This window comes from Paenibacillus konkukensis (genome assembly GCF_023523925.1).
GTDB lineage: Bacteria > Bacillota > Bacilli > Paenibacillales > NBRC-103111 > Paenibacillus_S > Paenibacillus_S doosanensis.
Genome location: NZ_CP027059.1, coordinates 7,883,801 through 7,897,786, shown reverse-complemented (window position 1 = coordinate 7,897,786; position 13,986 = coordinate 7,883,801). Strand labels below are relative to the sequence as shown.

Annotated in this window: 16 protein-coding genes; 4 read left to right on the top strand and 12 right to left on the bottom strand. The window is 51.8% G+C overall.

All coding sequences use genetic code 11. The annotated features are described in order from the left end of the window. Nucleotides 1-30: 30 nt before the first annotated feature. The 7 genes from SK3146_RS34595 to SK3146_RS34565 all read right to left on the bottom strand — a co-directional run bounded on the left by SK3146_RS34595 (nt 31) and on the right by SK3146_RS34565 (nt 5,374). On the bottom strand, nt 31-324 hold the full coding sequence (locus tag SK3146_RS34595; protein WP_249863060.1) for a hypothetical protein: 294 nt from the start codon (nt 322-324) through the stop codon (nt 31-33). Between the two features lie 90 nt (nt 325-414). Continuing rightward, nucleotides 415-660: a DUF7667 family protein gene (locus SK3146_RS34590; protein ID WP_249863059.1), complete on the bottom strand. Its 246-nt coding sequence runs from the start codon at nt 658-660 to the stop codon at nt 415-417. Between the two features lie 411 nt (nt 661-1,071). Then, nucleotides 1,072-1,899: an HAD family hydrolase gene (locus tag SK3146_RS34585; protein WP_249863058.1), complete on the bottom strand. Its 828-nt coding sequence runs from the start codon at nt 1,897-1,899 to the stop codon at nt 1,072-1,074. A 13-nt stretch (nt 1,900-1,912) separates the two neighbouring features. Further along, nucleotides 1,913-2,449, bottom strand: a complete 537-nt coding sequence (locus SK3146_RS34580) for a DinB family protein (protein WP_249863057.1) — start codon at nt 2,447-2,449, stop codon at nt 1,913-1,915. Between the two features lie 348 nt (nt 2,450-2,797). Continuing rightward, nucleotides 2,798-4,213, bottom strand: coding sequence for an ArnT family glycosyltransferase (locus SK3146_RS34575; RefSeq protein WP_249863056.1), 1,416 nt, complete (start codon nt 4,211-4,213; stop codon nt 2,798-2,800). Between the two features lie 28 nt (nt 4,214-4,241). Further along, the gene (locus SK3146_RS34570; protein WP_249863055.1) at nt 4,242-4,604 is read right to left on the bottom strand and encodes an SMR family transporter; all 363 of its coding nucleotides are present in this window, start codon (nt 4,602-4,604) and stop codon (nt 4,242-4,244) included. Next, complete coding sequence (locus SK3146_RS34565) at nt 4,601-5,374, bottom strand: glycosyltransferase (protein WP_249863054.1); 774 nt, start codon at nt 5,372-5,374, stop codon at nt 4,601-4,603. Before SK3146_RS34565 ends, SK3146_RS34570 begins: the two co-directional genes overlap by 4 nt. Nucleotides 5,375-5,605: 231 nt before the next feature. Here SK3146_RS34565 and SK3146_RS34560 point away from each other — a divergent pair, with 231 nt between their 5' ends. Continuing rightward, entirely contained in the window at nt 5,606-5,773 is a 168-nt protein-coding gene (locus SK3146_RS34560; protein WP_249863053.1) for a hypothetical protein, read from the top strand. A gap of 11 nt (nt 5,774-5,784) precedes the next feature. Here SK3146_RS34560 and SK3146_RS34555 read toward each other — a convergent pair whose 3' ends face one another. From SK3146_RS34555 to SK3146_RS34535, 5 genes are all read right to left on the bottom strand, one after another. Further along, nucleotides 5,785-6,255: an NUDIX domain-containing protein gene (locus tag SK3146_RS34555; protein WP_249863052.1), complete on the bottom strand. Its 471-nt coding sequence runs from the start codon at nt 6,253-6,255 to the stop codon at nt 5,785-5,787. A gap of 134 nt (nt 6,256-6,389) precedes the next feature. Beyond that, on the bottom strand, nt 6,390-7,343 hold the full coding sequence (locus SK3146_RS34550; RefSeq protein ID WP_249863051.1) for a phosphotransferase family protein: 954 nt from the start codon (nt 7,341-7,343) through the stop codon (nt 6,390-6,392). Continuing rightward, the gene (locus tag SK3146_RS34545) at nt 7,340-7,507 is read right to left on the bottom strand and encodes a hypothetical protein (protein WP_249863050.1); all 168 of its coding nucleotides are present in this window, start codon (nt 7,505-7,507) and stop codon (nt 7,340-7,342) included. The genes SK3146_RS34550 and SK3146_RS34545 overlap by 4 nt, the downstream gene beginning before the upstream one ends. 51 nt (nt 7,508-7,558) lie before the next feature. Next, complete coding sequence (locus SK3146_RS34540; protein ID WP_249862892.1) at nt 7,559-9,034, bottom strand: IS5 family transposase; 1,476 nt, start codon at nt 9,032-9,034, stop codon at nt 7,559-7,561. Nucleotides 9,035-9,708: 674 nt separating this feature from the next. After that, on the bottom strand, nt 9,709-10,380 hold the full coding sequence (locus tag SK3146_RS34535; RefSeq protein ID WP_249863049.1) for an O-methyltransferase: 672 nt from the start codon (nt 10,378-10,380) through the stop codon (nt 9,709-9,711). 144 nt (nt 10,381-10,524) lie between these two features. Between SK3146_RS34535 and SK3146_RS34530 the strand changes: the two genes are divergently transcribed. The 3 genes from SK3146_RS34530 (at nt 10,525) to SK3146_RS34520 (ending at nt 13,960) form a co-directional block, all read left to right on the top strand. After that, nucleotides 10,525-11,436: a LysR family transcriptional regulator gene (locus tag SK3146_RS34530; protein ID WP_249863048.1), complete on the top strand. Its 912-nt coding sequence runs from the start codon at nt 10,525-10,527 to the stop codon at nt 11,434-11,436. Nucleotides 11,437-11,665: 229 nt separating this feature from the next. Beyond that, nucleotides 11,666-12,535, top strand: coding sequence for an ATP synthase subunit B family protein (locus SK3146_RS34525; RefSeq protein ID WP_249863047.1), 870 nt, complete (start codon nt 11,666-11,668; stop codon nt 12,533-12,535). 123 nt (nt 12,536-12,658) lie between these two features. Beyond that, entirely contained in the window at nt 12,659-13,960 is a 1,302-nt protein-coding gene (locus SK3146_RS34520; protein ID WP_024982794.1) for an IS1380 family transposase, read from the top strand. Nucleotides 13,961-13,986: the final 26 nt, after the last annotated feature.

Sequence of the window (13,986 nt, the reverse complement as noted above, 5' to 3'; positions counted from 1 at the left end):
GCAAAATAACCCCCACTTATATCGCGGGGGTTATCTCATTTTGATACGAAGATACAGCAGTTTGCCTCCCGCAAACACCAGCATACTCCCGGCCGCCAGCAGCAAAACCCGCTGCGCTTCCGTTAGCGAAGACGAGACGCCGAAGGAAACCTCGCTTTGCAGCGTATGAGCGGATTCATATCGCGTCACGATATCGGGAACATACGTCATGGTTTGGTACATGCCTGCTCCGATATGTACCGCATAGTAGCAGACGGTGACGATAACCGAGAATATCACCGACTGAATGACGGTCTTCTTCACCGTATCAGCCCCTTCTTCCATGATTTGGGATCCTTTTATTTTGATTGTACGTTTTTCCCGCTATCATAGTCAAGTCGGTCCGGAGCGTTCGGCGTACGGTTGTGATTAAGTCTATTTAAATTCGGGGGATACCCCTTGGCTTTCCAGCTTCTCGATCCGTTGACAAATTTCATGCTGCCATTCGGCGTCGTTGATCATGGAAGCAGCAAGCGACAAATTGTACAAGCCGGACAGCTTCCTCGCGTAGATCGCATTGTAATGCAAGCATGCCGTCATTTCCGACTCCTCATCCTCGGTTAACTTGCGTTTTTGTTGAAGCGTCCACAGCTCAGCCAGTCTCCAGTGTACGGATAGCATCGGCCGTTCCTCCCGTCTGTCTATGAGTCATTATGTATTACTATCCATTATGGGCAGCAATCGGATGCTTTAGACATTGCGAGGTTAACGGCAATCCCGCTGCCGCCGGAAACGGACGAAAACAACCGGGAAGCGCGCGGACCTCGCAGAATTTCGGTAACGACCGGACTGTGAGGCCGTCCCCATCCAAGGATAACGAAACGCGCTTGAATGACGGGTCGACAATGAGATGCGGCGAGAGCCGAGCAGCAGTTTCCGGGGGTCCTGGCAGAGCACCAGAAGCATGATGAATTACGAGCGGAGGGGTCATTGAATCTGGAAAAAACGTCAGCGTACGCCTTTGTAGGCGGATTTTTCCCGCTTAAATCGCTATCGACCGCAGGCCACGAACACAGCATGACACGTCTGCGGTTAACCCGCCGGGGTACACAGACCGCTTAGTCCCGGTAGCTGCTCCAGCACGGCGGCAACCCCGTCTTCGTCGTTCGTTAATGTCACCGTACGGGCGACGGCTTGCAGCTCGCGGACGGCGTTGCCCACCGCAACCGGATAGCCGCAATGCTCGAACAGCGCCAGATCATTGTAATCGTCACCGAACGCCATCGCCTGATCCGCGGTAATTCCGAGCCGATCCAGCACGATACGCAAACCGTATGCCTTCGATACGGAAACGGGCATAATTTGGATCAGCTGCCGGTTATCCGTCAAGATCATATTCACTTCCGAACCGAACTGTCCGACGAGCGCTTCATAGATACCGTTCCCGTTAGAAATCAGCAGCTTCGTTATAGGCCGCTCCGCCATATGCCCTTCCGTCATCACCCTCGGTTTGGGAGCGCTTGCCGGAATGCCCAGCGTTTTCTCTTCGCCTTCATTTAGCTCCCTGAAGCTCCACATCTCATCGCCGGATTCGAAGGTTACATAACTGCCTCTATCATGAAGTTCCATATACCGGTAAACGGATTGAACGGTATCGTTCGGAATATATGCGACATGCAGCGGAACCGCGCCGCGATCGGTCACCACTCCGCCGTTATAACAGATCCAATAACCGAGCTGCTGCAGCTCGCGGGGCAACAGCTCACGGACGGAGCGAGGCGGCCGGGCCGTGGCGATGATGATAGCATATCCGCGGGCGCAGCAGTCCAACACCGCCCTTCTGCTGCGCGCCGATACTTCTTTTGCCGAATTCAGAAGCGTGCCGTCCAAATCCAGCACCACCGCGCGAATCGCGTTCATGGCAACGCCCCCCCTATTCCGGTTCATATTGTATGGCCCTTTGACGCAGCCACCGGATTTGCCCCCGATGGTTTATTTCATCCTCGAACACATGAAACCATTTGAAATAATTGTTGGCCGGCTTATCTCGCCAGAACGGCGTCTCCTCGTAGAGCCAGCTGTCGTCCCTACGTCTGAACTCCTCCAATGTCACCTTGCGCATTTCGCTAAGTTCATGGAGATAGTACTCCAGCTCTTTGCCCCGAATCTGTTCGCGTCCCAAATCTCCCAGATCAAACGGAGCTTGCCATTTCTCGATTTCCTCTGCGTTCGGTTCGCGGCCGTAAAATGTTTCCAGCTGATACCCCAGCTCTACCGCAGCCATATGAAGCAGAAGATCTCCGATCGAATTGCTGTTCGCATCATGCACATAATCCAGCTGCCGCATCGACAACCCCTGCACCGTAGCCAATGTCGTATATCTCGCATAATTCATCATGGAGACCAGCCGGCCGATTTCGGGCGCAAACCCTTCCAGCTCCGTAATTAGAAACAGCTTGTCCTTATCCATTGGTCATCCCCCCGCTTCTTCGCCAGATTATCCGTTCATAGGAAAAAAATCATCGCGCCGAGCGATATTTGCCGAACCTGCATATGATCCTCCAGCTGAAAAGCAGCCGAATCTTCCACGCTAAGCCCCCTTTCTTAGAGGGTGTGGCGATTGATTCGTGGCCCGTGGTCTATGGTAATTTTTTCCATATTGAATCGCTGAAGCGGTGAAAATCCATCTGCAAAGGCGACCGCTCATGCTGTTCCAACGCTCTATCGGCTCTCCGGCCACTTTTTCACCGGACTTTCAGAGAAGCCCGTCCTTACATGTTCTACCTCCGCCCGCCAATCCCTCTTTTTTCCAACTATGCTACTGCAGCTTATAGATCGAGTAGCCTCCCGGAATTTCAATGCGTTGAAATCGTTCGTTCAAGTAGGCGGCGAGCCTTCCGTCGTCTCCGTCAATATGACCTTGTAGCGGAATAAAGTAACGCGCCCCGTCCGCGATGAATGCATTCAGTTCCTTCACGGGATCGTCGGGCAACAATGAGCCCGTTCTCCAGCCGATGCGGCGGCTGGCATTAAGCAATGACGGATCGTCCGTACCCACGACTACCAGCGCATTCTTGGGCGTATACCTTTGAACCCATGCGGCCTGCTGCATAAGCACGGTCTGCTGCCCCTGCAATAAAGGGACGGCAATCGCATAGCTCTGGCAGCCTATCGCCAAAATGACCGCGGCGGCGGCAGCCTTCCCTACCCGCCACCGGCCGATGCGCGCCAGCGCCTGCGCCCCGAGCAGCGCCGCTACCGGAGCGGTCAGAATCAAATAATAGTCGAACCGGATCGTCGCCACGATGACGGCAAGCTCCAGCAGCATAGCGATCGCCCATACGCCGAGAGACCAATGCCGACGCCAGTCCAAGCATAACAGCCCGATGACGAATAATCCGATGCCGCACCAAGTGAACGTGCTGGGCAGATTCGTACGGAAAAATTCCAGCGCCTCGTTCGAGCGGAAGCTTTCCAGCAAATGTGGCCAAATATGCTTCGTTGCGATACCCGTCACAAACGGAAATTCCGCCACCGTGCTTAACCACTGAAAATAAAGGAACGGGAGCCCCAGCGCAATAGCTGCAAAAATCCATAGCTCCGTACGGACAAACAAACGATGCTTGTATGCTTGAACTGCGACGGCAATCAGCGGGATGCCTGTGAACACGGCGGGGATTTTCTCCGCAATGGCCAGCGCCATGAATACTCCCGACAGCACGACCAGCCCCCGTTTGCTCTCTTCCACTCCTTTGACGAACAGCCAATACGCTCCCAGCATACAGCACAGCGCCGCCGATTCCGGCATAATCGCTCTGGAATACAGGATCGTCACCGGCATGATGCCGTAGAGCAGCACCGCCGTCCATGCCGTGCGATCCGTAACATACCTCCTGGCAATAAGCAGCAAAAAATACGCCGACATGACAAAAAAACCGATAGGCACCGCCCGCGCCAATGCATAGTCATGCCCGAACCAGCGATACAGCCAAGCGATCAGCCAGGTCGTCATTTGAAATTCCAGCTGAACGTAGTTCGGCAGCGGCCCGTCGTAATTAAGCTGCGGGAAAAAGATGTTCATACGGTGCTCGATAAAATTCAAGGCGATCGATTCCGTATCGGATTGCCGCCACGAATCGTATTCATAAGGAGAATTCGCGATGTAAGGCAGGCGAATAGCCGTAATGAAGGCAAGCAGCAGTATAGTAACGACCGCGCGGCTAACGCGGGACATTTTTTCGGCGGAAATGGCTTCTCCCCCCTCACTTGTTAATGACCATAATGCCGAGCACAATAATGGCTATGCCGAGCAGCTTATTCCACGTGAACGTTTCCCCGAATAAAAAGTAAGACAACAGAGCTACGTTGACATAGCCAAGCCCTGCCATCGGATAAGCGTAGCTAAGCTCCGCTCGCGTCAGCACCTTGACCCAGAGCAGAAAGCTTGCCCCGAACAACAGCAGGCCCATCCAAATTTCGGGCGTTTTGGCCAAACGAACCATGTCCGCAGGCATCGTTTGAACCGTTAATCCGAACGATCCTAATCTGCCCGCTCCGAGCTTTAATATAACCTGTCCTACGGAACCGAGCAGCACCGAGGCGACGATCAACATCCAAATTTTCATACCGTATGTCCTTTACTCCATTTTTTTTGGAACTTCACTTTGCCAAGTAAGCGCAAGTAGCCGAGAATCGTTCTGCCGATTCGCATCTTGCTCTTCGTTTCCTTCAGATCGTATTGGAGAACGAGCGGATATTCCCCCGCCTTCACGCCGATTTGACTGAATCGCGCCATCATCTCGGCCATGCATTCGAAGCCGCCGCTCGTAATGATGCTTCCCTCATAATGAGTCATCGCTCTCTGCAGGAAACCGATGCTGTAGCAGCGAAAGCCGCTGGAGTAGTCGCTTACATTCGCAATTGGAAAAAACAGCCTGAAGAACAGCCTCGCCCCCCGGCTCAGCAGCTTGCGGTGCAGCGCCAAACCGACTTCGCGGCCGCCGGAAGCAAAACGCGAAGCGATGACCACATCCAGCTCTTCGCCGACAAGCTTGCCGATCAAATCGGGAATGATGCCGGGACTATGCGTATTGTCCGCATCCAGCGTAATGAGAATATCTGAGGGATCATAGCGGAATACCGCATACTGCAGCAGCGAATTGACCGCTTCGCCCAAGCCGCGGTTGATCGTATGGGTTATGTAGTCCATGTCTGGGTTATAATGGGAATACTGCCGCAAAATCGCATCCGTATGATCCGTGCTCCCGTCATCGACGACAAGGATGAGCATCGAATCGTCCAGCAGCGGTCTCAGCGCCTCCAGCTTTGCCAATAAAGCGGGCAAGACGCGGCCTTCATTGTAAGCCGGCAAACCGATAATGACGTTTCGTTTCATGGTCGTGACACCTCTCCTTCGCTTCCGCCCCAAGGGTGTTGACGCGAGCTGCGCGGGCCGTCCCTATACTCAATTTATTCGGGTTGTCTGCGTTCCATGAGCCATTATTGAATTCGACGGCAAAAAGACCGGCTTCCGCAAGGAAACCGGCCCTCAAAGAGCTTGTCCGATTCGAATGATATAGTACGGAAAGGCGCACAGCCTCTCTCAACAAAGCAAAGGGATGATAGAATGAGATTCGTCACCAAAACAAGGCTCGATCATCTTCAAACATTGATTCGAGCGATCGCGGATGAACAGAAGCAGAAGGAAGCGCTGCATATTCTAGAATCCATTACAAGAGATATTGAAGAAAATTACGCCGAAATCGAGCGGCCGATCCGTTTGAACGAAATGTGAGAGCCTCCCCGCTAAGCCTGCCTGATGACAGGATAATACAGATCCAATGAATGCATTTTTCCATGAAGAAGGCTTTCGCATAGTTGCTTCATTAATGCAGGCTCGCGATATCCGCGGCAATCCGAAGCAAGCAAATCCGCAGCCGTTATCCATTTGCAATCGAGCATCCCCTCTTCCAGCTGCAAAGAGCCGCCGATGATTTCACCGGTAAAATGGAATAAAATCACATACGCGCCGGAAGCCGCCTGAAAATGGTAAATACCCGTCGTACCCGTCAGCTCGACCTCATACCCTGTCTCTTCCTTCGCTTCTCTGCGGGCGGCATCCGGAATGTCTTCTCCCGGTTCGATTCTTCCGGACGGCAAATTCCATTGGTACCTTACGGCAGGCTTGCCTTCCCGGATCACGAGCATCTTGCCGTCTTGAATGATCGAAACACTTGCCACTAATACCGTTCCGTTATGCGCCGCCATACTTCCCATTCCTCTCTCCCGTTAAGCCCTGGGCAACGCTATTAAGCGTTCCCTTATGTTTTCAATTCGGCCACTTGTTTCGTCAATTCCTCCAGCTTGCTGTGCAGTTCTTCTTCCGTTCTTGTTCCCGAGCGCATACATCTTTACCCCCTCCTTCCGCCATCATGCAGCGAAATGCGATCCAATAAGCTCAATAAGTAACGATCCAGCCGCTCGCACATCATCTCTCTCGTTAAGCCGCTGACGCCTAGAGCCGTCCAACCGGCATATACCTCCGGCGGCCAATAAGCGAAGTCGATCATGGCGACCAGGTCCCAATACGGGTCGTAATCGAAGGACGCTCCGGCGTAACGCCGGTATGAGGACAACAATGCGTCCGCCGTCTCTACATCATGCAATTGGGCCAAATTCACGCGGCAGTGGCCGACATCGATGCCGGCGGGGCCGACGCAGCCGTTAACCCAATCGACAATGCCGCTTACTGCTCCGTTATCCCATAGTATATTAGCCGGATGATAATCCCGGTGAATGAAGCGCGGCGTGAAGGAAGGCCGGGATTGTGCCAACCAATCGGCCGCCGACTGCCATTGGTCGGGGATAGCCGACCATGACGACGTATCCAGAGAGGAAACGTCGCAATATGGGGCGAACGTCCACCGGAAATCGCCGGCTTCGATCTTGTGAACCCGCGCCAGCGCTTCGGCCATGCCGTCCACCCAGCAGCCGGTATCGGCCGGTTCCAGGACGACGCTTCCTTCCAGCATCGTCATCAGCACCGCCGGTCTGCCGCAGCCGTTTCCGGTTGCGTCGCGGGCGACAAGCCTCGGCGTCTGCACGCCTTCGGCCTGCGATGCCCGGAGCAAGCTCTCCGCTTCGCGAAGCGCGAGATCGGGCTGCTCCCGCACCCACTCCTCGTTATCGAACTGCCGCAGCACGACATGCCGCCTCGCCCCCCCGAAGCTTAGCTCTATCCCATGGACTAACGAAGAAATCCCGCCGTGAAGCTGTTGAACCGACAGCACCTCCGCCTCAGGGTGTAGGGCATCGGCAGCCCATCTTAGAGCCCGATCGGACAACGCGGGATGACGGCCGTTCATGGCCGCCTTCCATTCCGTTTTTCATCGAGATAAATATCCAGCGCCGCAATGCCTTTAGTCGCCAGCTTGATAAATAAATACAAGCAGTACAGCCCGAGCAGCAGAAATAAGGCGTACAAAACAAACATAATTTGAGAAAATGCGCTCATTATGGAAAAAGACATCGGTTCACTTCCTTAATCTATATATTTATGTAGGGCTTGCTGAACGAAACTTTACAGAGCAAATCTAATGTAGCCGATACGATTCAGCATAATGTTGAACATGAAGACGAAAAGAAGCCGCAAGCGGCGCTCTAGGTTCATCACGAGGAACTGCAGGGCGATGACGGCCCCGCTCGTTTGCTCGAGTCGCGCCCGGATTCGATTCAACCCATATTTTCGTTTTCCTTCGCCAAACTTGCCTTCGATCGCATTGCGCTCGCCTGCATCCAGCTTGGCGATTCGTTTCATCTCCGCCGTGTCCGCCTGCTTCGAAGGTCGGCCGAGCGGAGGTCCGCTGAGCCGTACGCCGCGCTCCTTACAGTACGCGCGGTTCTCCCGGTTTCGGTAGATCTGATCGGCCATCACTTCTTTCGGGTACACGCCGAACCGAGCTTTGTACGTCTCTACCGATTCGATCAAGGTGACGCCTTCATTGAAGTTGTCCCATTGGCGGCGTTCCAAGAAGGCGAACCCCTGCACCATGCTGACGGACACCTTCGCCCCGAATTCGACTTTCGCTTTTGCTTTCCCGCGAACGATCGGACGAATATGCGGTTGATGAATGCTGACGATGCGATCTTCCACATGATGGACTCGCTTCGTATACATCAGTCGTTGCTGTCGATACAACTCCTGAATGACAAGCAGCTGCTTGTATTGCCGTCTGCTCAGCGCTGTGAGCGACGTGATCTTCGCTAATTCTTCAATGATGCGAAGGTCGCGTTTGATGAAGGCGAGTTGCTTACCGATTCCACGGCGCAGCGCCCGATAGCCGATTCGGCGCTGCTTGGCGAGTGCGAGATACGAGCGGCGCGCTTTTTCCCGATACGTGCGCGGTTTCGGACGTTGTCCCACATGCGGGGCATGTAACACGTCGATGATTGTCTCCAGCTTGTCGCGGGCCTCGTTCAGTAGCGTGATATCCGTCGGGTACGCGATGTCGGCGGGCGCACAGGTCGCATCAAGCAGCAGCGTTCCTTGGTTAGGGTCCGCCTTCGAGCGTTTGCACTTTCCGCCTCGACCGCCGGAAGCCGAGGGCTTCATGTCGTCGTCATCATCTTGCTGTTCTGCCTTCGCAGCTTCTACAGCGATCCATTCGTTCACTTCCGCGATCACTTTTTCGCCGAGGCGCTTACGGAAATGAGTCATCAGTGAATGATGAAACGGCGGCCGATCCTGATAGCCCGCCAAGCCGAGGAAGTATTGGAGATACGGGTTCTCGATGATCGTCTCGACCGTCTCTCGATCGGACTGTTGCAGTCTTTCCTGGATGATCAAGGCACCCAGCGCCATCCGAACCGAAATCGCCTTTTGGCCGCGGAACGATTTCTTGAATGACATTGCATACTTGTGCTCCACCTGCGCCCACGGGATCATCTGTGCGAGCTTGATCCAGCGATTATCCGGATTTAGACGGCCACCGAATGGCAAGAAAAACTCGCTCGGCAGCAACAACTGGTTTTCCTCATGGGCGTACGGTTGGTACATGATCGTCATCCTCCATGTGCACGGTTTTTCATCGTTTTGAAACGATTTCCTTGCATATGAATTCGACGAAATGCGCATCAAACCCTTGTCGTTACTGGATTTTTTGGTCGTTCAGCAAGCCCTATGTATATAGTACCATAGTTTTGGCAATAGAGTAGACTTGCTTATTCGTAGCGCAAATGTTGGCCCATAGGTTCATTGAGCGATGCGCTGTGCCATGCAGCCTCTTTCCCCTTGAAGCAGGCTCCCCGCAGAGCTTGCCTGACTCTTGAACAAATCCTGTATCCATACATTTCACGATCCGTTCTCGCCCGTCCTTAACCCGACAGGAACAAATCCCCAAAAGCCATCCATGCCGCTACGCGGCACCACAGACAATGGAAATGGGGTACCAAGAGTAATTTCCAGGGTAGTGACGTGATGCTCTGAAGCTTATTCCGTCCGCATCCAGCCTAAGCTGGATCGGCGTCTAACCATTCCTCTGGGATCGTTCTATGGGTAGACTTTCCTTTCGGGGGAGACCCCGGATTTCCACAGGATATGGCTGCGCATCATTTCCTAAACAACAAAAAATGGCTGCCTGCACGGCAACCATTAGCTGGAATATATGATGATATGATGTCGAACCGTTATCTCCTATGTTCTTAACGCCGCTGGCAAGCTGCAAAAAGCGGTCAGCCGTTAACGATCCCGATCATAAAACCGTCATAGCCTTTGCTGCCCACCGTTTGAATCGCCGTAGCCGAAATCCTCGGTTCGTCGGCCAGCATATCGAAAAACGTTCGCACCCCTTGGATGCGGGGGTCGGTGCTATGCTTGTCGATCACTTCCCCGTCGCGGATCACATTATCTCCGACAATGACCGTCCCCGGGCGGGAGAAGCGCAGCGCCCACTGCAAATACGACGGATTACTCGGCTTGTCGGCGTCGATAAAAATCAAATCGAACGGCGCTTCCCCCTCCGCATAGAGCCGATCCAGCGATTCCAGCGCATCTCCGACGCGAAGCTCGACCCTGTCTTCCAGTCCGGCAAAAGCCAGATTGGCCCTCGCCACCTCGGCATGATGCGGATTCAGCTCCAGCGAGACGACACGCCCGTCGGCAGGCAATGCTCCGGCCATCCAGATTGTACTGTATCCGCCCAAAGTGCCGATTTCCAGAATACGTTTGGCACCCTGCATCCGAACGAACAGCTGCAGCAGCTTTCCTTGGTTCGGTGTCACATCGTAAGCCGGCAAATCGGCTTGTTGGTTGGATATAAGCGCCTGCTCCAGAACCGGATCATGCGGTATCAGACGGTCCGTAATATAATGATCGACCTGCTCCCAAATCTTTTCCGAATTCATAGATATCACTTCTCCTCTTCCTTCGATTTGGCTTCCTTACGAGATCATTATATTCGAAGCCAAATCATAAATATAATATATAATTTTGTACAAATTATAGTTTTAATATATGATTAATTCATGACAGGATGAGGAGGACTCCATATGAATTTGCATGCTTTGCGATTATTCCATGTTATCGCTTCGACAGGCAGCGTAACCCGCGCTTCGGAGCTTTTGAATATTAGCCAGCCCGCCATTACCGCACAAGTGAAAAAGTTTGAAAAAGAGCTGGAGCTCACCTTATTCAAACCGCAAGGCAGAGGGATCGCATTGACGGATGCCGGAGAAGAGCTAACCCTATTAGCCAAGCGGCTGTTCGCCGTAGAGCAGCAGATCGAACAATTCGCCCGGGATTACAAAAGCGGAGCGAAGGGCTGCATTCGGCTTGCGGCCACTTATTTGCCCGCCCATTTTCTAATTCCCGCCTGGATCGCCAAATTTAAGCAGCAGTACGAGCAAGTAGAGATGATCATCACGACAACCAATTCGAGCGATGCGATGAAGCAGCTGCTCCAGGTCGAAGCCGATATAGCCGTCTACGGCGGCGTTCCCGAGAACTATCCGGATTCGATTCACACCGAGGAGCTGTTTCAAGACGAGCTGTGGTTTGTAGTCGCCCCGACCCACAAATATGCGAATCGGCGGGTTTCCTTGACCGACATGATGAAAGAACCGTTCGTCATGCGCGAGGAAGGCAGCTCGACGAGAGAGAGGCTGCTGTCGCTTTGCCGTACGTTCAACTCGCCGGAGCCCACGATCTCTCTGCAGTTCAACGGACTGCACGAAGCTATCACGGCGGTCGTCGCCGGATACGGCGCGAACTTCGTCTCTTCCCTCGTCGTGCGAGACTATGTAGAACGCGGAGAACTGTGCCGGGTGTATGTAGAAGGAATTCATCTAAAAAACACGATAGCCATCTGCACCCGCAAACACGAACCGTTGTCCGCCCCCGCCATGAATTTCATCCGAATGATCCGCCGTTATCCTTACATGAAACCTGTTGGGGAGGGGTGAAGGCGATAATAAAAATCGATAGATACTGCATAAACTCAAAAGCTTCTAATGTTGTTAGAAATAGGTCTAGCAATTAGTACATTTGCACTTATATTATTCATTAATAATTCACAAACAAAGAATAATCAGGGACTAATTTACTCTTTTTTATAAATAATGGTTAATTAAGTAAAAAAATGTGATATTATAAATTTTGTAATAAAAATATATAAGAAAAAGGAGCTAATCCATGAAAAAAACAGCACTCATTTCTACAATTGCATTGTCTACATTAATTGCTAGCGTATATCCAGTCTCTGCCGCACCATTTCAAAGACACTCCGCTGGAGCAAATGAGCAAAATATCTCTGAATCAATTCAGCCTATTAAACTAGAAGTGGAGCAAACTGTCAAAGATTTTTTTGATAGTTTAAATAAAAAAGATTCTGCTAAGTATCTTAATAATGTGGCTCATTCTCAGGATGATAGTACAAAATATGTATCTTCTCACTTAAAAGAAGGAAACATTGAAATTGATATTATAAAAACCCAAAAAATTAATGATTCTGAATACGAAGTTCAAGTCAAAAAAACAGAGAATGGTAAAGAATACCCTGTAATTCCTTATGATGTAGTATTAGAAGGGGATAAGTGGAAAGTAGATCCTACTAATATCGTTGTTACCCCAAAGGAAATTTTAGAAAAACAAGCAGCCGAGCTTGGTACTTCTTTAGCTTCTTCTCAGATAGCAAATATGCAAAATATAGTTGGAGAAAATGAGAATTTTATTGTAAGAAAGACATCCAAAAGTGAGGATACTGTGAGCCCAATGTCTTTCCTAACTTATAACTTTGGTGAGAGATCTGTAGATATCTATTCTCCCGGAGCTCTTGGTGTCGAGACTATTCCTGGAAATAATGACCACCCAATCGATAGCCTGAACTGGACAATCGCCAGCTTATATGAAAAAAATGGATCACAATATACCGAAATGCAATTTAAAAGTTTGAGCCCTACGAGCACGGACTATGCGACTTTCTCAGTTTCAGGGTACTACGCTGTTAGTGCAAGAAATTTCAATTACCCAGATGTAACAGGCAAATTTAACGCTGTTTGGTAGAAATATTATTTTAACCTGAATTTCGAAAGTACTGCGCATTAAAAACATAAAAAGGGCTCCAAATCTTTGGTAGAATGGTGTTTGTCCAGGACAACATCACCCAAAGAGAGGAGCACCTTTTAGGTGAAGTCTACCACACCGGTCAGCAAAATCAAGAGCGAATTTTCGCTGCAGAACGCCACGAGTTTCGGCGGCGTCAAAATCTTTTTGGCCTATCTCGAAAAAATCAAGCTCGCCGAGGCCATGCAGCGCCTTTCCGGCGGCAAAGCGCACAACGCCATTTTTCCTGTTCATCGCATCCTGCTCTATCTAATGGTTGGCTGGATGCTGGGCTGCGGGCGTATTTTTCATTTCCGCAAGTTACAGCACGATGTGTTGCTTTGTCGTTTTCTGGGAGGCCGTCTGCCGCATCACAGTTTGCTGTACAAGGAGCTCGCGCGTCTGGGCAGATCCTGCCCGCAGCTCCCGACGGAACTGCGCAAGCTGAATATGGAAATCATTCATCTCTGCTTGCCGTCCAAGCCAATCCTTGATCTGGACTCCTCGGTGGAGACGGTATACGGGGAGCAGGCCGGCGCGGCCAAAGGCACCAATCCGCATAAGCCCGGACGAAACAGCTACCATCCGTTGCTGGCTTTTGAAGGGCAAACCCACTTGAATCTGAATGCGAGGCTTCGCCCCGGCAACACGCATTCTTCAACCGACGCAATCGACTTTTTGCAGCAAACCTTCGCACTGCTCGGCGAGCGCCAAGTGGCGTACGCCCGGTTCGACAAAGGCTTTGGCGGCGAGGATTTCTACCAACTGTGGGAAGGCCGCAAGATCGGTTACGTCGGCAAAATGAAATGGACCAAACGCCTCGCAAGCGACGTGGCGGCTTGTCGCTACTGGACGCGCTATGTCGACGAGGACTGGATCATCGAGGGCATCACTTTGATTTACAAAGCTACGTCCTGGAAAAAGCCCCGTCGCGTAGCGGTCATTCGTAAGACGCAAGTCTGCGAAGACGGTCAAGGCCGCATCGTATTCGACGAGGACTGGCAGTATGAAGCGATTGTAACCAACCTGGAGTGGGAACCAATTGACCTATGGCGCTTTTACAACCAGCGTTGCTGCATGGAAAATTACATCAAAGAGGCGAAAGACGGTTTTTCCATGGACCGGATCGCGACCAGTGATTTTGAAGCGAATGAAGTCGATCTGCTGATCAAGTTGCTGGCCTACAATTTGTTCGAACGCTTTAAGCGCGATTGTTGCGAACCGATGCATCAGGGTTATACGATTGCAAGATTCCGACTGGAGTTCTTTCATTGCGCGGCGACGCTTGTTCGGCATAGTCGCGCGGTCGTGCTCAAGCTGATCAAGGATTTCGACGGTCGTCATGCATGGAAACGAATCGAAGCCAAAGTGGTTCAATTGGAGTGACGGCTTCCAACATTTCACATGGAAAA

Excerpts from the sequence above, each read along its gene's own strand:
- SK3146_RS34595 (WP_249863060.1), bottom strand. The coding sequence starts at position 324 with ATGGAAGAAGGGGCTGATACGGTGAAGAAGACCGTCATTCAGTCGGTG.
- SK3146_RS34590 (WP_249863059.1), bottom strand. The coding sequence starts at position 660 with ATGCTATCCGTACACTGGAGACTGGCTGAGCTGTGGACGCTTCAACAA.
- SK3146_RS34585 (WP_249863058.1), bottom strand. The coding sequence starts at position 1,899 with ATGAACGCGATTCGCGCGGTGGTGCTGGATTTGGACGGCACGCTTCTG.
- SK3146_RS34580 (WP_249863057.1), bottom strand. The coding sequence starts at position 2,449 with ATGGATAAGGACAAGCTGTTTCTAATTACGGAGCTGGAAGGGTTTGCG.
- SK3146_RS34575 (WP_249863056.1), bottom strand. The coding sequence starts at position 4,213 with ATGTCCCGCGTTAGCCGCGCGGTCGTTACTATACTGCTGCTTGCCTTC.
- SK3146_RS34570 (WP_249863055.1), bottom strand. The coding sequence starts at position 4,604 with ATGAAAATTTGGATGTTGATCGTCGCCTCGGTGCTGCTCGGTTCCGTA.
- SK3146_RS34565 (WP_249863054.1), bottom strand. The coding sequence starts at position 5,374 with ATGAAACGAAACGTCATTATCGGTTTGCCGGCTTACAATGAAGGCCGC.
- SK3146_RS34560 (WP_249863053.1), top strand. The coding sequence starts at position 5,606 with ATGAGATTCGTCACCAAAACAAGGCTCGATCATCTTCAAACATTGATT.
- SK3146_RS34555 (WP_249863052.1), bottom strand. The coding sequence starts at position 6,255 with ATGGGAAGTATGGCGGCGCATAACGGAACGGTATTAGTGGCAAGTGTT.
- SK3146_RS34550 (WP_249863051.1), bottom strand. The coding sequence starts at position 7,343 with ATGAACGGCCGTCATCCCGCGTTGTCCGATCGGGCTCTAAGATGGGCT.
- SK3146_RS34545 (WP_249863050.1), bottom strand. The coding sequence starts at position 7,507 with ATGTCTTTTTCCATAATGAGCGCATTTTCTCAAATTATGTTTGTTTTG.
- SK3146_RS34540 (WP_249862892.1), bottom strand. The coding sequence starts at position 9,034 with ATGTACCAACCGTACGCCCATGAGGAAAACCAGTTGTTGCTGCCGAGC.
- SK3146_RS34535 (WP_249863049.1), bottom strand. The coding sequence starts at position 10,380 with ATGAATTCGGAAAAGATTTGGGAGCAGGTCGATCATTATATTACGGAC.
- SK3146_RS34530 (WP_249863048.1), top strand. The coding sequence starts at position 10,525 with ATGAATTTGCATGCTTTGCGATTATTCCATGTTATCGCTTCGACAGGC.
- SK3146_RS34525 (WP_249863047.1), top strand. The coding sequence starts at position 11,666 with ATGAAAAAAACAGCACTCATTTCTACAATTGCATTGTCTACATTAATT.